Origin of the sequence: Rhodococcus sp. 66b (genome assembly GCF_002076325.1) — a bacterium.
In the GTDB taxonomy this organism is placed as follows: domain Bacteria; phylum Actinomycetota; class Actinomycetes; order Mycobacteriales; family Mycobacteriaceae; genus Rhodococcus_F; species Rhodococcus_F erythropolis.
This window is the reverse complement of the sequence record NZ_MUZB01000004.1, coordinates 92,147-113,448: the sequence shown is the minus strand read 5'-3', so window position 1 is coordinate 113,448 and position 21,302 is coordinate 92,147. Positions and strand designations below refer to the sequence as shown.

Genomic DNA, 21,302 nt, shown 5'->3' with positions numbered 1-21,302 from the left:
GGGCGGGATCGCGGTTACAGGGCGGCCCCGGCGGCTTGGCGGATCGTTAGGGTTGATGGCATGCCTGATCGCGTATTGGTGACTCTCGACCATGAGGTGCTCGATGCTGACGCACCGTTTCTGCACGCCGACGACCTGGCGGTGGTGCGCGGCGACGGAGTCTTCGAGACGCTGTTGGTACGCGACGGTAGGGCGCGGGTGGTCGAGGGACATCTGAGTCGACTGGTTCTGAGCGCGCGGGCACTGGGTCTGCCCGCCCCCGTTCTCGATGACTGGCGTCTGGCGATCGAGATGGCAGCCGAGGAGTGGGGGACAGAGAAGGAAGGCGCTCTTCGTCTTGTTCTGACCCGCGGCCGTGAGAGCGGCGACAAGCCGACAGCCTTCGTGATGGTCGGTCCGGTGGCTGATCGGGTCAGACAGGTCCGCGAATCGGGGCTGTCGGTGATGACTCTCGAGCGAGGTTTCTCGGTCGATCTCTCCGCCCGGGCACCCTGGCAGCTACTGGGCGCGAAGACGTTGTCTTACGCAACCAACATGGCAGCGCTCCGATATGCGGCGAATTTGGGTGCCGACGATGTGATCTTCGTCAGTTCCGAGGGCAATGTGTTGGAGGGGCCACGCTCGACGGTGGTGATTGTTCGGGACAGGACTTTGATCACACCGCCTCCCGCACAGGGCATTTTGATGGGTACGACGCAGCGTGCCCTCTTCGACGTTGCCGGCAGTGCTCGCTTCGATTGCCGATACGAAACCCTCCGACCTGCGGATTTGATTGCGGCCGACGGAGTGTGGATGGTTTCGAGCGTCACGCTGGCCGCACGCGTCCATACACTCGACGGGCTCGCATTGCCAGAGCCGAAGGTCTCCGAGGAATTCGCGGAATTGGTTGAACGTGCAATTGATTCGGATTCAGCAGGGCGATAGGCGAATAGGAATCGCGACAGGTCTCTACTACATTTGGTAGTAGCAAAGTCCTGCGGTCCAAACCGGACAGCAGTACCGTGTCCGCAGGGGCCGAGCGACTGCCCGCGTCTCGAACCCCGAAGCCTGTCCCAGGGCCCTACTCTCGGAGTAGCCAATGGATACTTTGGACGTCTCCAGGTGGCAGTTCGGTATCACTACCGTCTACCACTTCATCCTTGTTCCGCTGACCATCGGACTTGCACCGATGATCGCGATCATGCAGACGATGTGGGTGGTCACCAAAAAGGACCACTGGTATCGGCTCACCAAGTTTTTCGGCAAGCTCTTTCTCATCAACTTCGCACTCGGTGTAGCCACCGGCATCGTGCAGGAGTTCCAGTTCGGAATGAACTGGAGCGAGTACTCGCGATTCGTCGGCGACGTCTTCGGAGCTCCGCTCGCATTGGAAGGCCTTGTCGCCTTCTTCATGGAGTCCGTCTTCATCGGACTCTGGATCTTCGGTTGGGGCAGGCTGCCCAAACTTGTACACCTGGCGTGCATTTGGCTCGTGGCGATCGGCGTCAACGCGTCGGCGTTCTTCATCATCGCGGCCAACTCGTTCATGCAGCATCCGGTCGGTGCGACGTACAACCCTGAAACGGGTCGTGCCGAACTCACCAGCATCTGGGAGTTGTTGACCAACAACACCGCTCTTGCTGCCTTCCCGCACGCGGTTGCCGGCGCCTTCCTGACGGCGGCGACGTTTGTTGCCGGCATCAGTGGTTGGTGGATGGTGCGGAACATGCGCCGCGCCAAGCAGGCTGAGGCCGCCGAAGCCGAGCGTCTCGAAACCGACGCACGAACGATGTACCGCCCGGCAACACGATTCGCCTTGCTCGTCATGATCGTGGCCGGAATCGGCATCATCTACACCGGTGACGTTCAAGGCAAGCTCATGTTCCAGCAGCAACCCATGAAGATGGCGTCGGCAGAGTCGCTGTGCGACACCGAGATGGATCCGGATTTCTCGATTCTCACCATCGGTACACACAACAACTGTGACAGCGTGACGCACGTTCTGAAGGTGCCGTTCGTTCTACCGTGGTTGGCCGAGGGCAAGTTCACCGGCGTCGAACTGCAAGGCGTGAACCAACTGCAGGAGCAGGCGGAGCAGGACTTCGGACCGGGCAACTACCGACCGAATCTCTTTGTCACGTACTGGTCTTTCCGCGCCATGATCGGTCTCGCCGCCGGTTCGGCAGCACTGGCTCTCGCGGGACTGTGGGTCACACGTAAGGGGCGGGTCCCGGACCAGAAGTGGTTCGGAATCCTCAGTCTCGTCGCGATTCCCACTCCGTTCATGGCGAACAGCGCGGGCTGGATCTTCACCGAGATGGGCCGTCAGCCCTGGGTGGTGCATCCCAATCCGACCGGCGTCGACATGATCAGACTGACTGTCGACCAAGGTGTTTCGGACCACGCGTCGGCTACCGTCTGGGTTTCGCTGATCACCTTCACCCTCCTGTACGGAGCGCTGGGTGTCGTCTGGTTCAAGCTGATCGTGCGGTACGCGAAGGAAGGTCCGTTGGAGCACGACATGCATCCACCGGGCGATACGGATCATGACGAGCCGGAAGATCCGGACAAGCCCAAACAACTGTCGTTCGCGTACTAGGAGGCGATCATGGGACTTCAAGAAGTATGGTTCGTGCTCGTCGCAGTGCTCTTCATCGGTTACTTCGTCCTCGAAGGGTTCGACTTCGGTGTCGGAATGCTCATGCCGATTGTCGGCAGAGGCAGTGACCTCCCGGCAGATACGCGTCGACGGGTGGCGCTCAACACGATCGGCCCGGTGTGGGACGGCAACGAGGTGTGGCTGATCACCGCCGGTGGCGCGATGTTCGCGGCATTCCCGGAGTGGTACGCGACCTTGTTCTCCGGGTTCTATCTGCCGCTGCTGATCATCCTGGTGGCCTTGATCGTTCGAATCTGTGCCATCGAATGGCGAAGCAAGATCGACGACGACAAATGGCGTCAGCGCTGCGACTGGGGCATCATCTTCGGCTCCTGGGTCCCGGCAGTTCTCTGGGGCGTGGCTTTCGCGAACATCGTTCGGGGCGTGGCGATCAACGCCGACAAGCAGGTCGAGTCGGGATTTTTCGATCTGCTCAACCCGTACGCACTGCTCGGCGGTCTGACCACCGCGCTGGTGTTCGCTCTCCACGGCGCTGTGTTCCTGGCGCTCAAGAGTGCCGACGAGGTTCGTGAAGACGCAGTGAAAATTGCTGCACGACTCGCAATTCCGGCTATTCCTGTCGCCGGCGGATTCGTCCTGTGGACGCAGCTCGCCTACGGCAAGGGATGGACGTGGATTCTGGTAGCCGCAGCTGCTGCTGCACTGATCGGCGTCGTCTTCCTGACGCGGGCCGAGCGTGAAGGCTGGGCTTTCGTTCTCACCTGTGTGGCCGTCATCGCCACCGTCGTGCTGCTGTTCGCCTCGCTGTTCCCGAACGTCATGCCGTCGACGCTCGATCCGGCGTACAGCCTCACCATCGAGAACGCGTCGTCGAGTCCGTACACGCTCAAGGTGATGACGTGGGCCGCGGCATTCATGACGCCGGTGGTGATCATCTACCAGGGTTGGACGTACTGGGTGTTCCGACAGCGCATCTCCTCGAAGCAGATTCCGGCGTCGATCGGTCTGCGATTCAAGGAGAAGACGTGGTAGTGGCAAACCCGCAATCACAAAAGATTCGAAACACGAAAGAACTGACGGTCGAATTCACGTGACTATCGAAGTAGGCGACGCTCCCACCACTCGGGAGCGTCGCCGGGGGCCGATCGACCCGCGACTGTGGCGCCATTCCGCCTCTGCGCGCGGCTATCTGATCCTGACGGTCGCTCTGTCGATGGTGAACGTCGTGATGGTCATCGTCGCGGCGCTCATGATCGGCCGAGTGCTGGCCGGAGTGATCACCACTCGAACTGTGGATGTTTCTTCGTGGACAACCGAATTGGTTGTTCTGGCCGCAGCGGTGGCGGTCAGGGTTCTGGGGACCTGGTTGCAGACGAGGTATGCGCACCGGGCGTCGACTCGCGTCGTTGCCGAGATCAAGAACGGCGTGCTGACGTCGGCGACGGCGATGAGTCCGCGCGATCTGGATCCTCGGCGTGACGAGATCGCGACCGTGGTCACCCGCGGTGTCGACGGCCTCGGCCCGTACCTGACGGGATACCTTCCGGCTCTGGTTCTGTCGGTGACACTGACGCCTATCACCCTGATAGTCATTGCGGTGCAGGACATGACGTCCGCGGTCATCATTTTCGTGACGCTGCCGCTGATCCCGATCTTCATGATTCTGATCGGCTTGCTGACGAAGGGTAAGTCGGAGAAGACGTTGGCAGCGATGACCACGCTGTCTTCGCAGCTGCTCGATCTACTTGCCGGACTGCCGACGCTGCGAGCGCTCGGTCGTCAGCAAGGCCCTGCCGAGCGTGTCCGTGAACTCGGTGACGCCCATCGACGGACGACCATGTCTGCTCTGCGCGTAGCGTTCCTGTCCTCGATGGTGCTTGAACTGCTCGCAACACTCTGCGTCGCATTGGTGGCCGTGAGCATCGGCTTGCGACTCGTGTACGGGGACATGTCACTCGAGCCGGGGATAGTCGCGTTGATCCTCGCGCCCGAGGTGTATCTGCCACTTCGGATGGTGGGAACCCAGTTCCACGCCGCCGAGGACGGAATGGCAGCAGCCGACAAGGCATTCGAGGTGATCGAGGCGGATTCTGCGGCACCGGAGGGTGGTAGCACGACGGTGGTCGCTTGCGGCGCCGACATCGTCTTCGACGGACTCGGCGTGACCTCTCGTGGGGGAGTCGCACCGTCTCAACTTTCCGCCGTGGCGTCACCAGGGGCGATCACCGTGCTCACCGGTCCCAACGGCTGCGGCAAGTCGACGGCAGTGCACGCGCTGCTCGGACTGATCGAACCGAGCAGTGGCCGCGTGACGGTCGCCGGCGTCGATGTCCGAGACCTGGACGAGCACGCGTGGTGGAGTCAGTTGGCATGGCTTCCCCAACATCCGGTCCTCCTACCCGGCACCGTTCGTGAAAATCTCGATCTCACCGGGGTCGTCGATGCGCAAGCATTGGCTCGCGCCGCTGCTGCGACGGGATTCGACGCGGTATTGGCCGAGCTGCCTGCGGGTGTCGAGACCGTTATCGGCGTCGGCGGCACAGGTTTGTCGCTGGGGCAGCGACAACGACTGTCGCTGACACGCGTGCTCGCCTCCGACCGCGCAGTTCTTGTCCTGGACGAACCCACCGCTCACCTCGATTCCGATTCTGAAGGGACAGTGTTGGCTTCTCTGAGAGCACGGGCAGAGCGCGGCGACACAGTCGTCGTGATCGGCCACCGTCCGAGTGTGCTCGCCGCAGCTGACCGGATCGTCGAGGTGCGCGCTCATGAGAAGTGACGCTCACGATCCGCTTCTGCGTGCTCTTCGGCTACTGGAACTTCGACCACGACGCGTACTGACGGCGGTGGTCGCCGGTGTGGCAACACTCGGTAGCGCACTCGCCTTGGCCGCGCTGTCCGCATGGTTGATCACGCGCGCGTGGGAGATGCCTCCCGTTCTCGATCTCAGCGTCGCCGTGGTTGCCGTACGCGCATTGGGAATCTCACGTGGTGTCTTCCGCTATCTCGAGCGATTGACGACGCACGACGTCGCATTGCGCGGCACCACCGCAGCGCGGTCGAGGATCTACCAGCAGTTGGCAGCGGGAGATCCTGCGGCCGCCGCCGGACTACGACGCGGTGACCTGCTCTCCCGTACGGGCTCCGACGTGGACGCGCTGGGCGACGTCGTCGTCAAAGCGCTGATCCCGATTGCTGTTTCGGTTGTCCTCGCCTTCGCCGCGGTGGGAATCCTGTTGTTCATCTCGGTTCCGGCCGCACTCATTCTGGCTGTTGCGCTAGCGGTGTCCGGGATTGCGGCGCCCTGGCTGTCGGCGCGAGCTGCTCGACTTGCGGAGGCCGACAGTTCAGCGGCCGCAGCGCGATTCAGTGAGTCGGCGGTTACCGCGCTCGACCATTCCGCTGAGCTTCGAGTATCAGGTCGCTTGGATCAGGCGGTGAGCGAGGCTGTGTCCGCCGAGAACGAGGTGGTCGACGCGACCGATCGCGCGGCGGTACCGAGTGCCTTTGCCGCCGCTGCGACGCCCCTGGCAATCGGCGTGAGCGTCCTCGGTGCCCTGCTGATCGGAATTGCGCTGTACGGAACCACCGACATGTCACCGATGTCCATGGGAATCCTTGTACTGCTTCCGCTGTCGGCTTTCGAGGGAACCGCGATACTGCCCAGCGCGGCAGTTGCATTGACCAAGGCGCGGCTGGCGTCGGCTCGCATCATGGCGGTACTCGATCGAGCCGACGCGGAACACGTCGAAGGAAATCGTGCGTGGCCGGAGAACGGGATTCTCAGCGTGCATGCATTGCAGGCGGGTTGGCCCGGGGGAAAAGTGACCGAACCGCTCTCCGTGGATCTTCCTCGCGGTGCCCGCGTTGCCGTCGTCGGGGAGAGTGGATCCGGAAAGACCACCGCGCTGATGACGACGGCGGGGTTGCTGCCGCCCGTCGCGGGAACAGTTCGCGTTGGCGCAGTGGATATTTCGGATATCGATCCGGCCGAACTGCGCAGGCACGTCGGGTACTTCGCCGAAGACGCACACCTCTTCGAGACGTCGGTACTCGAGAACCTGCGCGTTGCGCGGGGTGACCTCACCGCCGAGGACGCGGAGAAGGCACTTGCCGCAGTTGGTCTCGGCGACTGGTTGTCGGAACTGCCGGAAGGGCTCGATACCTACCTGGTCGGCGGTATGCGAGCGGTTTCGGGCGGTGAGCGTCGTCGGTTGCTGTTGGCACGCGCGATCGTCTCGCCTGCGGAGGTGCTGCTGCTCGACGAGCCGACCGAGCACATGGACGCGGAGGCAGGCGCTCAGTTGCTCCGCGAGTTGCTCAGTCGCGACGCAACGCTGGTCGATTCTTCGCGAACCGTTGTTGTCGTCACCCACCAACTTCCGGACGGCGCAGCAGCTGACCAGGTGATATGCTTCGGAAAAGTTTCTGTGGAAAATACGTTGCCGTCGTCGTGAAGTGGGCGTACTTTCTCCTTTACACAAGGAAGGAGGTGGTCTGAAATTGAAGTACAGACGGACGCGTGAGGTGGCTGCCAGCTAGCCGCAATCGCTGATGGAATTCACTTACCGCGTGAGCGGCCGGCGAATCCCAGGCAGCCACCCGACCCCCGAGCCCCCGATCAGTCCGACCGGGATCCGCGCGAAAGCGTGGGTGTGGCTCGGGGGTCGCTTCGTGCCGTGCGCCTTTATTAACCCCCGGCGGTTAATAAAGGCGCACAGCGTGGACAAGGATTAGGCCCCCACCATCCACTGCGCTCGAGGATCGCTCTGACCTCGGCTGCAGTCCGGCACGAGGCCCCCTCCACCTCCTCCCAACCGAAGACCAGTGTGGCGTTGCCTGACAGTTCGGATGCGTTACCTCGCCGCCGATCCCGCAGTGCAGTCGCCCGAGAAGAGTGGAAGGCAAAGCCGTCGAGTCGAACGATCAGTGCGACACCGCAATTGCGGTAGTCGACGTCCTCGTAGAGAGTTCTCCCATCGACGAGGACCGGCGATTGCCGTCGCGCTTCCGGTAAACCGTGTGCGCGCTCGACTTCGATTGCGTAGCGATGTTCGAGTACCGACTGGACGCCGCGATCCAAGAGGTCCAACGTCGAGGACAGCGCTTTGACATATCGCCTCGGCCGGCGGCATTCCATTCGGGTGCGTAGCTCCATCCGGGACACCTTGCACGCCGTGGCCGATCGGACCAGAGAACGAGCGGCGTCGCGAGCCGACGGCTCTGCAACCGCCAGGTCAATTGCGGTGTCGGCCAGCGAAGTACGAGCAGGCTGCGTGGCAACGCCGATGTGGGCCTGAGCGCGTGAACGATGAACGATCACTCCGGGATGGGCAGTGGACCACCCCAACGGAACGGGGCGCGCCGGGGAGCGTTCGGGTCTGACCGTCGGACTCTGACAGCGTGAGGATCTGCCGTATCGGACCGTGATGTGGACCGGCAGTTCGGACTCGATGTGCGTGAGCCCCCACTCTTCAGCAGCAGTCCGGTGACTCAGGTAGGTCTCTCCGCCGCCGAACAGAAGGGCGGCCTCGAGAATCATTGCTCGGTTGAGTGGGCCGTTGGTGCTGGATTGAACGCCGTGGAGGACGGAAGTCCATTGACCCGATTCGACCAGATGTTGGATGCGCCGCGGTGAATAGCCGAAAGGGCGCAGCTGTTTATTGGTCGCGAGCCCGTGCTGGAAGTCGAAGAGTCTTCGGAGATCAGGATCGATGTAGTCGCAGTTCATGCGAATACCGTGAGATCGCGGTCCGACAGGAATCGGTCGAAACTGCCGCTCCAGAGCCCGCCTGTGGAATTTGTCGGTGCCTGTGGATGGATCTGCTGTGCGCCTTTATTAACCGCCGGGGGTTAATAAAGGCGCACAGCAGAACTAGCCGATGTAGCGGGTCAGCCGCGCCGAGAGGCGCGGTTCCAGGCCACCGTCAGACATGATCCGCTCTTCGACGTACGCGAGGTCGCCGCCTTCGACGATGCCGTAGAGGCGCTTCGCGCCGCCGTACAGTGCACCGGACTGGCTGCGGATCACCACGTCGGTGGCAAGTTCCCACGACGCCTGGGTGAGCGCACGGCCGTAGTACATTTCGACGACGCCGGAGCTGTGGCTGAGCAGGAGCTCGACGACTTCCTGGTTGACGCTGCCCGGGATGCCGTCGCCGCCCATGCGCCAGTAACCGCTCTCGCGCAGATCAGGGCTCACGTACTTGCCCTCGGCGTCGAGACGCCAAGATCGGGACTCCCAATTGAGGTAGGGGCCACCGTCGTGAGAGATGACGATCTGCTGACCGAAGGCGTAGTCGCCGGTCTCGTCGTGCCCTTCGCCTTCGCCGCGCCAGACGCCGACGAGGGGGAGCAGTGCGAGGAGTTCGGGATTGATGTCCGGGCCGAGGCGCAGGTTTGCGGTGTCCTCGGGCAACGGAAGGTCCGGCAGGGTCGGAATGTTGAGCGATGCCGTCGACTTGGAGCGCTCGACGGCGATGGCGACAGCTTCGTCCCCGCTGCCGCGCCTTACGGCACCTGCAGCGGCGGAATCGTCAGCGGTCGCGTCGGACCCTGAATCCGGAGCCTGACTCACGACTCGTCGGTGACCAAGCGGTACACGACGTACACGGAGAACCAAGCGATCATGACGGATGCGAGTGCGAGGAGTACCTCGAAGAAAATGACCACGGGTACATCTTAGACCGCGGCGACCGACCGGAAAAATCGGGAGCCGGAATGCAGAAGGCCCCGCACCGAAGGGGTGCGGGGCCGCCTGGAAAAGCAGGAATTACTTGCTGACGGTCACGTCCACGTTGTGCACGCCCGAGCCCTCGGGTGCGACGGTGGATGTGCCGTTGCCCGAGCTGGACAGTGCGCGCACGGTCCACTCGCCCGGAGCGGCGAAGAAGCGGAAATCGCCGGTTCCCGATGCCACGACCTCGGCCGTGAACTCTCCGGAGCCGTCGAGCAGGCGCACGAATGCGCCGCCGATGGGCTGGCCGTCAGCGGCGAGAACGCGGCCGGTGATGACCGTTTCCTTCTCGACGTCGACGCCGGCAGGCAGGGTCTGCCCCTGGGTAGGTGCTCCACACATGATCAGGCTCCCAATTCGATCGGTGCGCCGACGAGTGAGCCGTATTCGACCCAGCTGCCGTCGTAGTTCTTGACGTTGTTCTTGCCGAGGATCTCCTGCAGTACGAACCAGGTGTGGCTCGAGCGCTCGCCGATGCGGCAGTAGGCGATCGTTTCCTTGGTGTCGTCGAAGCCCTTCTCCGCGTACAGCTTGGTGAGGTCGTCGTCCGACTTGAAGGTGCCGTCCTCGTTGGCGGTGGTGCTCCACGGGATGTTGATGGCCCCGGGGACGTGGCCACGCTGCTGCGCCTGCTCCTGCGGAAGGTGGGCGGGAGCGAGGATCTTGCCGGAGAACTCGTCAGGGCTGCGAACGTCGACGAGGTTCTTGCTGCCGATGGCGTCGATGACCTCGTCGCGGAATGCGCGGATCGAGAAGTCGGGGGTCTCGGCCTTGTACTGCGTGGCTTCGCGGTTGACTGCGTCCTTGGAGAGCGGGCGTCCGTCGAGTTCCCACTTCTTGCGGCCGCCGTCGATCAGCTTGATGTCCTGGTGGCCGTACAGCTTGAAGTACCAGTACGCGTAAGCGGCGAACCAGTTGTTGTTGCCACCGTAGAGAACGACGGTGTCGTCGTTCGCAATACCCTTGGCGGAGAGCAGGTCCGAGAACTGCTCCTGGTTCAGGAAGTCGCGTCGGACGCCGTCCTGGAGGTCCTTGCGCCAGTCGAGCTTGACTGCACCCTCGATGTGGCCGCCGTCGTATGCGCTGGTGTCCTCGTCCACCTCGACAAAAACGGTCTTGGGGGTGTTGAGGTTCTGCTCAGCCCAGTCAGCGGAGACTAGGACGTCGGAGCGAGCCATGGTGTTCCTTTCGATGTGGTCTTGCATCGGTCGATATCTAGCAGGGGTTCAGCGGGGTTGTGTGGCAAGCGTTTTCATGCGGTGGTCGCGCGGCCGGTATTTCGCAGCCTGGCGACGAGTGGGTAGATCTGGCAGCCGAGGCAGATGCCGAACGCGGCGTTGAGCAAGGCCGCGAACAGGGCGAAGCCGGTGGCAACGGTGCCGACGATCGTCGACCCGGCCAGGAAACCGACCGTGCCTGCCAAGGCGAAGACGAAGCCGACGAACTGAGCGAAGCGCAGCGGCGCCACGGGTTCGCGTTCGCTGACCGGCGAGAGTCGCGGGGCGACGAACTTGCCGAAGATCTGGCCGTACGGGCTGCGCTTGGGGCCGAGTACCGCTCCGACTGCGAAGACGATCGCCTGCAATGCGAGAACGACGGTGGCGGCGGGCAGAGAGAAGGTCGAGAGGATGAGCGTGAGAACGAGAACGCCGGTGGTGACCCACGCGGCGAACCGAGGTCCGCGGACGTCGACTTGCTCGAGCTGGGCTGTGGTTGTGGACATCGGGAGTGCTCCTGCGCTGGATTGCATGGTGCTTGCCTGGACCGAGAAAAGGGGACGCAAAAGTCCCACTCGGTGGATTGATCACGTGAGCGAAAGCTCGAAGGTCAGAGAGATCTGACGGATGTGGTGATCAGCAACAGGTACAGCAACAGCCCCCGAGGCGGCACAGGTCTACTGCGCGGCGTCGGGTGAGCATCAGCTCGTGGCGGGTTTGCACGTCGGCGAGTTTACCCCGAATTCTCGGATTTTGGCTCGTGGGGTCCGGATAGTGGTACGAGCGCAGCTTTCAGATCGGCTGCGGACGGCACACCGGACACTCGGAACTGTTCCTCCAGGCCACCGTCGAGGATGAACGTGGTGGGCAGCGACAGGACGCTCATTTCGCGTGCCAGAGCCGGTTCTTTGTCGATGTCGAGCTCGATCTCCACCGGCGGACGGGGAGCGTCCGCCATCGAAACCACAACCTGGCCGACGACGCGGCGTACTGCCGCGCACGGTCCGCACCAGTCGGCGGAGAAATGCAGTACGACGGGCCCGCCGTTCGGCGAAGAGACTCCGGCAGAACTCAGCAGTTCGAGGCGGCTGTTGGTGGTGCCGGATGCCGCGGTGGTGGCTCGGACTGCTCCGTTGCGAGACTTGAGAAAGAGCCCGACCGCGACGACGGCGACGAGGGCGACCAGCAGAATTGTGATCCCGGTCATCGGTTCTGCAGCTCTGCGAGATCGATCGTCGTGTTTTCGGCGCTGCCTTCGATCACGATTCTTCCGCCTTCCGCGTAGACCAGGCTCGGCTGAATTCCGTAGGGGAGTGCCTGCGGATCGATCGTGTAGCTGAACAATCCGAGGACCACGGGTTCGAGTGCTGCGGGGATCGAGAAATCGGCTTTGCCCTCCGGACCGAAGTACAGGTTGCTTGCGACGATCTTGACCTGCCCACCTTCCAGAACCAGGTTGGCCTGGACGCTCACTGCAGTCTCGACCGGACCGACGGCAACCGTTCCGGTCAGCACGACGGCCCCCGCGGTGCTCGCGCCCGTTCCACCGCTGCCCCCGGTGCCATCCGACTTGTTGGCCGGCGGCGAAGATACCTGCAGGTCAGGGATGTTGAGCAGCTTTCCGAGGTCGGTGGCGTTGATTCCCATCCGGCCGTCGAGTTTGTCAACGGGGAGCTGGGTGACATTGCCGTTCACGATGTCGGAGAAGGGAACGGTGACCCCGCGCAGGTCTGCTTCGACGGTCACTTCGCCGACCACGTCGCTCTGGACGCCGGTAGCTCTGACGTAGACGTCCTTGTATTTCCCGCCGAGTGCTTGGGTGAGGAAGGGGAACCCGTTGAAGGCGACCTCCGGATCCGACTCGAGTGATGCGCCGGTTCGGAGCTCGCGGGAAACCCGGTACTCGGCGTACGCGGCAGCGCCGAAATCGGCCACCAGTCCGAGGCCGAGGAGAAAGACGATGCCGATGATCAGTTTGCGCACCGCACCATTGTGACGGACTCCGGTCGGGGTTCGATGCGACGGCCCCGGTACCAGGCACGCTAATGTAGGGACCGACCAAAAGCGTCGAACTACTCGAGCGTTGCCCTCGCGGGTTGCGCGGGCTACTAGATAGGAGGCCGTGTGGAACTGCTCCTCCTCACCTCCGACCCCAACCCGGAAGCTGTACTACCGGCGTTGGCGTTGCTGGCGCACTCGGTTCGGCCTGCCCCCACAGAGGTTTCCTCGCTACTCGAGGCAAGTTCCGCGGACGTGGCATTGGTGGATGCGCGCACTGATCTAGCTGCCGCACGCGGGTTGTGTCGATTGCTCGGAAGCACAGGATCCGCAGTACCTGTGGTCGCCGTCCTCACCGAAGGCGGACTCGTTGCCGTCAACGCCGACTGGGGGTTGGACGACATCCTGCTTCCCGGTACCGGTCCGGCTGAGGTGGACGCCCGATTGCGGTTGTTGGTCGCCCGCAGCGGCGGTGTTGCCAGTCCGGAAGCGTCGGGAAAGATCACGCTGGGCGAACTGGTTATCGACGAGGGGACGTACACGGCACGACTGCGTGGACGGCCCCTTGATTTGACTTACAAGGAATTCGAGCTGCTCAAGTACCTCGCGCAGCATGCCGGTCGGGTATTCACCCGGGCACAGCTGTTGCAGGAAGTGTGGGGCTACGACTTCTTCGGCGGCACCAGGACGGTCGACGTCCACGTGCGTCGTCTGCGGGCGAAACTCGGCACCGAATACGAGTCCTTGATCGGTACAGTCCGAAATGTCGGATACAAGGCAGTGCGTCCGACCAGGGCCAAGGGCGGCGCAGCTGCTCCCGTTCAGTTCGAGGACGACGAAGACGTCGACTACGACGCGGCCGACGGATCGGTGGTCTGACGTGGGTTGGACAGATTCACTGCCGGCCGGATCCGCCGAGCAGGTTTCCGCGCTTCTCGATCGCGCAACCGAGTTCGACGGCAAGGCGCCCGTGTCGGAACAGGGGCGCCATGCCGTTGCCGGGCGCGGCGCAGCACGACACTTTCTCGAACTCGACGGCGATACGGTCGTCGGTTATGCACAGCTGCAAGCCGGTTCGGACGAGCATCCCGACATGGCCGAGTTGGTGGTCGACCCGCAGGCGCGGCGCCGCGGTATCGGAACCAGGCTTGCCGCAGCGGTATTCGACGAAGGTCGGCCGGGCACGCGAGTCTGGGCGCACGGAAACATCGACGCCGCAGTGGAATTCGCCAAGAGCTTCGATTTGGTCAGCGTTCGTGAACTCCTCCAGCTGCGTCGACCGCTCGATGCTCCGCAGCTTCCGGAAATCGTTGTGCCCGAAGGTATAACGATGCGGACGTACCGTGGGCCCGAAGACGATTCCGAGATCCTTCGCGTCAACAATGCGGCCTTCTCCTGGCATCCCGAGCAGGGTGGCTGGACCCAGGCGGAGATCGACGAGAGAACGGCCGAAGGCTGGTTCGACCCGGCCGGTCTGTTCATGGCGTTCGCGGACACCGATCCCGATACTCTTCTCGGCTTTCACTGGACCAAGGTGCACGCACCCGAAGGTGACGATCCGGAGTTGGGGGAGGTGTACGTCGTGGGTATCGATCCCGCGGCGCAGGGACGTGGTCTCGGCCGAGTGCTGACGCTCGCAGGCATGCATTACCTGCGAGATCGCGGCCTCGGAACGGTCCTTCTGTACGTTGAAGGTGACAACACTGCCGCCCTCCACACGTACGAGCGACTCGGCTTCGATCGGTTCCACGTGGACATGGCTTACGCTCGCGCGCTCTGACGTCACAGTCGAACACGCAGAAATGTCCAGTCTGTTCATTCTCTGTTAACCATGTGTGGTCCAACCGGACACCGCGCCCGCCTACTTTTCTCTGTGGGCAGCGCCGTGTTGCCTGATGCAGATTTCAATCATTTTGCATCTCATGTCGCCGCCCGATCGTGGGCGTGGCGGTAGCGATTTCCGGAGGATCTTGGTGAATCTCAAGCGCAGTGGTGCCCTGCTCGGTGTAGTGGCCGTGGGCGCCATGACCTTGGCCGCATGTGGCAGCGACAACAACTCGTCGTCGACGGGTGTGGACGCGTCCGCATCGAACGCAACGTGCGAAGGCAAGAGCAACCTCTCTGCCGCTGGTTCCTCGGCACAGAAGAATGCCATGGACCAGTTCGTCGCCACCTACATCTCCGTGTGCCAGGAAAAGGGCAAGACCGTCAACGTCGCCTACAACCCCAGCGGTTCGGGCGACGGTCGCACGCAGTTCATCGCCGGCCAGATCGACTTCGCCGGCTCCGACTCGGCCATCAAGGACGAGCAGGCCGACAAGGCCAAGGAGCGTTGCGTCGGCGGCGAAGCCTGGAACCTTCCCCTCGTCTTCGGCCCGATCGCAGTTGCATACAACCTCGACGGCGTCGACAAGCTCGTTCTCAACGCAGAGGTTCTCGCGAAGATCTTCAACGGTGGCATCACCAAGTGGAACGATCCGGCAATCGCCGCGCTCAACTCCGGTGCTTCGCTTCCCGACGAGAAGATCACCACCGTGATCCGCTCCGATTCCTCGGGCACCACCGACAACTTCCAGAAGTACCTCGACGCGGCATCGAACGGTGCTTGGACGTCGGGCGCAGGGTCCGACTTCACCGGTGGCGTCGGTGAGGGCGCCAAGGGTTCGGCGGGCGTTGCACAGGCAGTTGCCACGGCACCGGGTTCGATCACCTACGTCGAGAAGTCGTTCGCCGATCAGAACAAGCTCTCGGTTGCAGAAATCAACACCGGCTCCGAGGCAGTCGCACTGACCAACGACTCGGCCGCAAAGTCGATCGCAGGCGCGAAGTTCAAGTCCGACGCAACCGGCGACCTGACGCTCGACCTCGCGTCGATCTTCAAGACCAACGAAGCCGGCGCATACCCGCTGGTTCTCGCCACGTACTCGATCGTCTGCTCCAAGGGCTACGACGCGGACACCACCGCAGCAGTGAAGTCGTTCCTGACGAGCGCGGCCAACGAGGGTCAGGCCAACCTGGCCGAGCAGGGTTACGTCCCGCTGCCGGCCAACGTCCAGGATCGCCTCAACGCGTCCATCACGGCAATCAGCTGACCTAGAGACTCGTGCGGACAAGCTCATGGATCTACATTCAGACGTGAAGGAAGTGAGCGCACATGAGTGACGCGCCCATCACCTCGACATCTCGTTCTCCCGGCCCCGCAACCAGCGGGGCCGGGGTGGGCGGTCCGAACGGCACCACGGAGGACACGATTACTTCCACCAAGGCTCCAGAAACCGAGCATCCTCCGAAGGGTGACGGTCCGGGAAGCGGCAACAGCAAGACGGTGACCCGTCCGGGTGACCGCATCTTCAGCTCGCTCGCTTCCGGTTCGGCAATCTTCATCACGGTTGTCATCGCGGCGATCGGCGCGTTCCTGATCTGGCGTGCTGTTCCTGCTTTGAGCCGGAACCAGGTCAACTTCCTGACCAGCCGTGAATGGGTGACGCAGAACATCAACGCGATGGCGTTCGGTGTCCTCGATCTTTTCCAGGTCACGGTGTTGGTCTCGCTGTTCGCACTGGTGCTCGCGATGCCGATCGCACTGGGCATCGCGATCTTCCTGACTTCGTACTCACCCAAGTGGCTCACGCGGCCACTGTCGTACACGATCGACCTTCTCGCGGCCGTGCCGTCCATCGTCTACGGCCTGTGGGGACTTCTCGTGTTCGCTCCGGCGATCACCCCGGTCGCGGTGTGGCTCAACGACACTCTCGGCTGGTTCCCGCTCTTCGCCGACGGCAGCGGATCGATCACCGGCGGCGGCACCATCTTCACCGCAGGCATCGTCCTCGCCGTGATGATCCTTCCGGTCATCACCGCAGTGACCCGCGAGGTGTTCATCCAGACCCCGCGCTCACAGATCGAAGCTGCACTCGCTCTCGGCGCCACGCGCTGGGAAGTTGTGCGCACCACGGTCATCCCGTTCGGTAAGTCCGGCTACATCAGCGGCTCGATGCTCGGTCTCGGACGCGCACTCGGCGAGACGATGGCGCTGTACCTGATCCTGCGCACCACCTCTCAGGCCTTCGGCTGGTCGCTGTTCGACGGCGGCTCGACCATCGCCTCCAAGATCGCCCTCGGCTACGCGGAGTTCAACAACGACATCCAGGCAGGCGCGTACATCGCGGCCGGACTGGTGCTGTTCGTACTGACCTTCGTCGTCAACGCGGCTGCCCGCGCAGTGATCGCCGGAAAGAAGGACTGACCCATGACCTCCACTCTGGACCGGCCGGTCAAGGCCCCCACTTTCCAAGGCGTCGGCGCCCGCCGTCGTGCCAAGGACGTCATCGCGACCATCCTGGTGAGCCTGGCAGTCGTCATCGCGCTCATCCCGTTGGTCTGGGTGCTCTTCACGGTCATCGCAAAGGGCCTGCCCGCTCTGACGTCGCCCACGTGGTTCACCAACTCACTGAGCGGATTGACGGCGTCGGCCGACGGCGGCGGTATCTATCACGCATTGATCGGCACCCTGCTGCAAGGCATCGTGTGTGCGGTCTTCTCCATCCCGCTCGGCATCTTCGTCGCGATCTACCTGGTGGAGTACGCCGACCGGAAGTCGAAGCTGGGCAAGCTCACCACGTTCATGGTCGACATCCTCAGCGGTGTTCCGTCGATCGTGGCCGCGCTGTTCATCTACGCACTGTGGATCGCGACCTTCGGCTTCCCCAAGTCCGCGTTCGCTGTATCTCTGGCTCTGGTCCTCCTGATGGTCCCGGTCGTCATTCGCTCCACCGAGGAAATGCTGCGCATCGTCCCGATGGATCTGCGCGAGGCGTCGTACGCGCTCGGTGTGCCGAAGTGGAAGACCATCTCGAAAATCGTTCTGCCGACGGCGCTTCCCGGCATCATCACCGGCGTCATGCTGGCTCTGGCCCGCGTGCTCGGTGAGACCGCGCCGCTGCTGATCCTCGTCGGCTACGCGCCGTTCATCAACTTCGACCTGTTCAACGGCGAAATGGGCACTCTGCCTTCCGTCATGGTCGCCGAGATGAACAACCCCACCGACGCCGGCACCAACCGCATCTGGGGCGCAGCACTGACCCTGATCCTGCTGATCGCGATCCTCAACATCGTCGCGAAGCTGATCGGTCACTTCTCACAGGTCAGAAGCAAGTGATGCGGCCTCGGAACATGTTCGTACTCAACAGCGTCAACAACTCAGTAGGGAGCCGGTAATGGCCAAGCGTCTGGATCTCAAGGACGTCAACATCTACTACGGCAAGTTCCACGCCGTCGCCGATGTGGGCCTGTCCGTCCCGCCCCGGAGCGTCACCGCCTTCATCGGCCCGTCCGGTTGCGGCAAGTCCACCGTTCTCCGTTCACTCAACCGCATGCACGAAGTCATTCCCGGTGCGCGCGTCGAGGGTTCGGTCCTGCTCGACGGCGAGGACATCTACGGCTCGAACGTCGATCCTGTCGGCGTCCGCAAGACCATCGGCATGGTGTTCCAGCGACCCAACCCCTTCCCGACCATGTCCATCAAGGACAACGTCGTCGCGGGCTTGAAGTTGCAGGGCGAGCGCAGCAAGAAGAAGCTCGACGAGGTGGCCGAGCGTTCACTGCGCGGTGCCAACCTGTGGACCGAGGTCAAGGATCGCCTCGACAAGCCCGGTGGCGGCCTCTCAGGCGGTCAGCAGCAGCGTCTGTGCATCGCGCGTGCCATCGCGGTCTCGCCCGACGTTCTGCTCATGGACGAGCCGTGCTCCGCGCTCGACCCGATCTCGACTCTCGCGATCGAGGACCTGATCACCGAGCTGAAGAAGGACTTCACGATCGTCATCGTCACGCACAACATGCAGCAGGCTGCGCGTGTGAGTGACCAGACGGCATTCTTCAACCTCGAGGCAACCGGTAAGCCCGGTCAGCTCGTCGAGATCGACGACACCGAGAAGATCTTCTCGAACCCGACGCAGAAGGCCACCGAGGACTACATCTCCGGCCGCTTCGGATAGCCCCTGGGATTGCACACTGCACGATCATGTTTCACCCCCGTTTCCAACAGGAGACGGGGGTGAAACTTTTTGGTTGTGGTGATAGTTCCCACTCCGGGGCGCAGAGCTGAGCGTCGTTGGGCGCCCGAATAATTCGATGAGCAGCGCAAGTGCGCCGAGTGGGCGCTGAAGTAGCCGACGATGTGAATCTCGTGGATACTGACGACGCTTCGGGCAATGCTAATCTCGGCCCGACAGCACGCTGTCGATCGATGTCGTTTCACAACCGGAAGGGCTTGTCAGTGCACCTCACCCCTTCAGATACCGAAAAGCTCCTCCTGAGCGTTGCGGGCATGGTCGCCCGCGACCGCCGCGAGCGCGGGGTACTGCTGAACTACCCCGAAGCGATGGCCCTGATCTCGTGTTGGATTCTCGAGCGTGCGCGTGACGGAATGACGGTTGCGGAACTGATGAACGCCGGTCGGCAAGTGCTCACCCGCGACGACGTGATGGAAGGGGTACCCGAGATGATTGCAAACGTCCAGGTGGAGGCCACTTTCCCGGACGGTCGCAAGCTTGTCACCGTGACGGAGCCCATTCGATGATTCCCGGTGAGGTACGTGTGTCCACCGAACCGCTCGAGTTCGGCACTGACGCGGAAAAGATCACGATGGTCGTCGTCAACGACGGCGATCGCCCCATTCAGATCGGTTCACATCTCCACCTTCCAGCGGCCAACCCGGCGTTGACCTTCGATCGCGAAGCGGCAGACGGCTTCCGGCTCGACATCCCCTCGGGAACGTCGGTTCGGTTCGAACCCGGGGTAAGCAGGACGGTGACACTGATCGCGCTCGGCGGACTCAAAAGGGTTCCGGGCCTGCAGATCGTGCCGGACGAAGACCTACCGACGCATGCGCGTGAGCCCAAGACCGTGATGCCGTTCGGCACGCCCGGTGTCGAGGTCGAAGAACCTTTGCGAGCGTCCTCGGTGAACGTTCGTGTGAGTGATGTTCCAGTCGAGGCGGATTCACCGGACGATGCCGCGACGCCAGTTGAGAGGACAGCCGAATGAGCAGGATCGATCGACGCGGTTACGCCTCCTTGTACGGCCCGACCGCTGGCGACCAGATCCGTTTGGCCGACACAGATCTGTGGATCGAGATCGAGCACGACTACACCGCGACCGGCGACGAGATGGTCTTCGGCGGCGGCAAGAGCATCCGCGAGTCGATGGGCCAGGGCCTGACCACTCGCGATCAGGGCGCTCTCGACGTCGTCATCACCAACACGGTGATCCTCGATCACTGGGGAATCGTCCGGGCAGACGTCGGAATTCGCGACGGACGCATCGTTGCGATCGGCAAGTCCGGTAACCCCGACATCATGGATGGCGTGCACCCCAAGTTGCTCATCGGGCCGAGCACCGACGTGATCGCCGGCGAGGGAAAGATCCTCACCGCGGGTGCGATCGACACTCACGTGCACTTCCTCAGTGAAATCGAGATGATGGAAGCGCTCGCGACCGGTACGACGACGGTGGCGGGCGGCGGAACGGGCCCAACCGAGGGAAGCAAGGCAACCACCGTCACGCCCGGCGCCTGGTCGCTGACGATGATGCACCGGGCCCTCGACCACATCCCGCTCAACGTTCTTCTCCTCGGCAAGGGCAGCACCGTCAGCCATGAGGCCATGCGTCAGGAAGCTCTCGCCGGCGCAGGTGGATTCAAGGTCCACGAGGACTGGGGTTCCACTCCGGCGGCAATCGACGCAGCTCTGCGAGCAGCTGACGAGTTCGGGCTCCAGGTGGCGCTGCACGCCGACAGCCTCAACGAAACCGGCTACGTACAGCACACTTTGGACGCGATCGCCGGGCGCGGGATCCACGTGTTCCATGCGGAAGGCGCCGGCGGCGGGCACGCTCCGGACATCATCGTGACGGCAGGTGAGCCGAACGTTCTTCCGGCATCGACCAATCCGACGTTGCCGCACACCGTAAACACGGTTGCCGAGCACCTCGACATGCTCATCGTGTGTCATGCGCTCAATCCCCGGGTTCCGGAGGATCTTGCCTTTGCCGAGTCCCGGATCCGGCCGACAACTATTGCAGCGGAAGACTTTCTGCACGACATCGGTGCCATCTCCATCACCTCGTCCGACGCCCAGGCGATGGGCCGTATCGGAGAGGTGACCCTGCGGACATGGCAGGTCGCCCACGTCATGAAGGCCCAGTACGGCAAGCTGGGTACCAGCATGCCGGCCGACAACGAGCGTGCGCGCCGTTACGTCGCCAAGTACACGATCTGCCCCGCGGTGGCTCACGGTATCGATCACGAGATCGGATCGGTCGAGGCCGGGAAGATGGCGGACCTGGTGCTGTGGGATCCCGCGTTCTTCGGTGTCCGTCCTTCTGCCGTGATCAAGGGTGGGGCGATAGTTGCTGCGCCGCTGGGTGATCCGAATGCTGCTATCCCGACCCCGCAGCCGGTGTTCGTGCGGCCGGCCATCGCGGCGACTCCGGGATCAGCCCCGCACCTGTCCACGACGTTCGTCTCGCCGATGGCGATCGAGGACGGTCTGGCCGGTCGTCTCGGTCTCACGCGCACCCTCACCGGTGTTCGTCCGACGAGGCACCTCACCAAGGCGGATATGCCGAACAACACGGCACTGCCGTCCATCGACGTCGATCCGGAGACGTTTGCCATCAAGGTCAACGGCGACCTGATCGCTCCCAACCCCGTTGACGTAGTGCCGATGGCTCAGCGCTACATGCTGTTCTGAAA

22 protein-coding genes are annotated in these 21,302 nt (G+C 63.0%); 14 read left to right on the top strand and 8 right to left on the bottom strand.

Annotated elements, in window-relative coordinates; genetic code table 11:
* Nucleotides 1-60 precede the first annotated feature (60 nt).
* From B0E55_RS08595 to cydC, 5 genes are all read left to right on the top strand, one after another.
* A complete protein-coding gene (locus tag B0E55_RS08595) occupies nucleotides 61-924 on the top strand; it encodes an aminodeoxychorismate lyase (protein WP_019745097.1) in 864 nt (287 codons plus the stop codon).
* Nucleotides 925-1,078: 154 nt separating this feature from the next.
* Complete coding sequence (locus B0E55_RS08590; RefSeq protein WP_021332106.1) at nucleotides 1,079-2,578, top strand: cytochrome ubiquinol oxidase subunit I; 1,500 nt, start codon at nucleotides 1,079-1,081, stop codon at nucleotides 2,576-2,578.
* 9 nt (nucleotides 2,579-2,587) lie between these two features.
* On the top strand, nucleotides 2,588-3,631 hold the full coding sequence (gene cydB, locus B0E55_RS08585; RefSeq protein ID WP_003939727.1) for a cytochrome d ubiquinol oxidase subunit II: 1,044 nt from the start codon (nucleotides 2,588-2,590) through the stop codon (nucleotides 3,629-3,631).
* Between the two features lie 58 nt (nucleotides 3,632-3,689).
* Nucleotides 3,690-5,378 (top strand): thiol reductant ABC exporter subunit CydD, encoded by a 1,689-nt coding sequence (cydD, locus tag B0E55_RS08580; RefSeq protein ID WP_080909535.1) that lies wholly within the window; start codon nucleotides 3,690-3,692, stop codon nucleotides 5,376-5,378.
* On the top strand, nucleotides 5,368-7,056 hold the full coding sequence (gene cydC, locus B0E55_RS08575) for a thiol reductant ABC exporter subunit CydC (RefSeq protein ID WP_080909534.1): 1,689 nt from the start codon (nucleotides 5,368-5,370) through the stop codon (nucleotides 7,054-7,056). Before cydD ends, cydC begins: the two co-directional genes overlap by 11 nt.
* Before the next feature lie 233 nt (nucleotides 7,057-7,289).
* On the opposite strand, the gene B0E55_RS08570 is transcribed toward cydC, so the two are convergent.
* The 8 genes from B0E55_RS08570 to B0E55_RS08540 form a co-directional block, all read right to left on the bottom strand.
* Nucleotides 7,290-8,330: a type IV toxin-antitoxin system AbiEi family antitoxin domain-containing protein gene (locus B0E55_RS08570; protein WP_080909533.1), complete on the bottom strand. Its 1,041-nt coding sequence runs from the start codon at nucleotides 8,328-8,330 to the stop codon at nucleotides 7,290-7,292.
* A 144-nt stretch (nucleotides 8,331-8,474) separates the two neighbouring features.
* The gene (locus B0E55_RS08565) at nucleotides 8,475-9,080 is read right to left on the bottom strand and encodes an FABP family protein (protein ID WP_170320401.1); all 606 of its coding nucleotides are present in this window, start codon (nucleotides 9,078-9,080) and stop codon (nucleotides 8,475-8,477) included.
* 291 nt (nucleotides 9,081-9,371) lie between these two features.
* Nucleotides 9,372-9,677, bottom strand: a complete 306-nt coding sequence (locus B0E55_RS08560) for a DUF1416 domain-containing protein (RefSeq protein WP_003939797.1) — start codon at nucleotides 9,675-9,677, stop codon at nucleotides 9,372-9,374.
* A gap of 2 nt (nucleotides 9,678-9,679) precedes the next feature.
* Nucleotides 9,680-10,513 carry a sulfurtransferase gene (locus tag B0E55_RS08555; protein WP_020908929.1) on the bottom strand — a complete coding sequence of 278 codons (834 nt, stop codon included), beginning with the start codon at nucleotides 10,511-10,513 and terminating at the stop codon, nucleotides 9,680-9,682.
* 74 nt (nucleotides 10,514-10,587) lie between these two features.
* Nucleotides 10,588-11,058, bottom strand: a complete 471-nt coding sequence (locus B0E55_RS08550; RefSeq protein WP_080909652.1) for a DUF4395 domain-containing protein — start codon at nucleotides 11,056-11,058, stop codon at nucleotides 10,588-10,590.
* Nucleotides 11,059-11,188: 130 nt separating this feature from the next.
* Nucleotides 11,189-11,275, bottom strand: coding sequence for a putative leader peptide (locus B0E55_RS32630; protein WP_350318872.1), 87 nt, complete (start codon nucleotides 11,273-11,275; stop codon nucleotides 11,189-11,191).
* Between the two features lie 10 nt (nucleotides 11,276-11,285).
* Nucleotides 11,286-11,759, bottom strand: a complete 474-nt coding sequence (locus B0E55_RS08545) for a thioredoxin family protein (protein WP_019745090.1) — start codon at nucleotides 11,757-11,759, stop codon at nucleotides 11,286-11,288.
* Nucleotides 11,756-12,535: an LmeA family phospholipid-binding protein gene (locus tag B0E55_RS08540; RefSeq protein ID WP_080909532.1), complete on the bottom strand. Its 780-nt coding sequence runs from the start codon at nucleotides 12,533-12,535 to the stop codon at nucleotides 11,756-11,758. Before B0E55_RS08540 ends, B0E55_RS08545 begins: the two co-directional genes overlap by 4 nt.
* 141 nt (nucleotides 12,536-12,676) lie before the next feature.
* Here B0E55_RS08540 and B0E55_RS08535 point away from each other — a divergent pair, with 141 nt between their 5' ends.
* The 9 genes from B0E55_RS08535 to B0E55_RS08495 all read left to right on the top strand — a co-directional run bounded on the left by B0E55_RS08535 (nucleotide 12,677) and on the right by B0E55_RS08495 (nucleotide 21,300).
* A complete protein-coding gene (locus B0E55_RS08535; protein WP_003939728.1) occupies nucleotides 12,677-13,429 on the top strand; it encodes a winged helix-turn-helix transcriptional regulator in 753 nt (250 codons plus the stop codon).
* A gap of 1 nt (nucleotide 13,430) precedes the next feature.
* Nucleotides 13,431-14,330 (top strand): mycothiol synthase, encoded by a 900-nt coding sequence (gene mshD / locus B0E55_RS08530; protein ID WP_020970611.1) that lies wholly within the window; start codon nucleotides 13,431-13,433, stop codon nucleotides 14,328-14,330.
* Between the two features lie 193 nt (nucleotides 14,331-14,523).
* A complete protein-coding gene (pstS, locus tag B0E55_RS08525) occupies nucleotides 14,524-15,642 on the top strand; it encodes a phosphate ABC transporter substrate-binding protein PstS (protein WP_019745088.1) in 1,119 nt (372 codons plus the stop codon).
* A 62-nt stretch (nucleotides 15,643-15,704) separates the two neighbouring features.
* Nucleotides 15,705-16,796 carry a phosphate ABC transporter permease subunit PstC gene (pstC, locus tag B0E55_RS08520; protein ID WP_007733846.1) on the top strand — a complete coding sequence of 364 codons (1,092 nt, stop codon included), beginning with the start codon at nucleotides 15,705-15,707 and terminating at the stop codon, nucleotides 16,794-16,796.
* A gap of 3 nt (nucleotides 16,797-16,799) precedes the next feature.
* Entirely contained in the window at nucleotides 16,800-17,708 is a 909-nt protein-coding gene (gene pstA / locus B0E55_RS08515; protein ID WP_003940100.1) for a phosphate ABC transporter permease PstA, read from the top strand.
* 58 nt (nucleotides 17,709-17,766) lie between these two features.
* Nucleotides 17,767-18,543, top strand: coding sequence for a phosphate ABC transporter ATP-binding protein PstB (gene pstB / locus B0E55_RS08510; RefSeq protein WP_019745087.1), 777 nt, complete (start codon nucleotides 17,767-17,769; stop codon nucleotides 18,541-18,543).
* A 281-nt stretch (nucleotides 18,544-18,824) separates the two neighbouring features.
* Nucleotides 18,825-19,127: an urease subunit gamma gene (gene ureA / locus B0E55_RS08505; RefSeq protein ID WP_003939800.1), complete on the top strand. Its 303-nt coding sequence runs from the start codon at nucleotides 18,825-18,827 to the stop codon at nucleotides 19,125-19,127.
* Nucleotides 19,124-19,594, top strand: a complete 471-nt coding sequence (gene ureB / locus B0E55_RS32545) for an urease subunit beta (RefSeq protein ID WP_020908924.1) — start codon at nucleotides 19,124-19,126, stop codon at nucleotides 19,592-19,594. The genes ureA and ureB overlap by 4 nt, the downstream gene beginning before the upstream one ends.
* Nucleotides 19,591-21,300: an urease subunit alpha gene (locus B0E55_RS08495; protein ID WP_019745084.1), complete on the top strand. Its 1,710-nt coding sequence runs from the start codon at nucleotides 19,591-19,593 to the stop codon at nucleotides 21,298-21,300. Before ureB ends, B0E55_RS08495 begins: the two co-directional genes overlap by 4 nt.
* The last annotated feature ends 2 nt before the right edge of the window (nucleotides 21,301-21,302 follow it).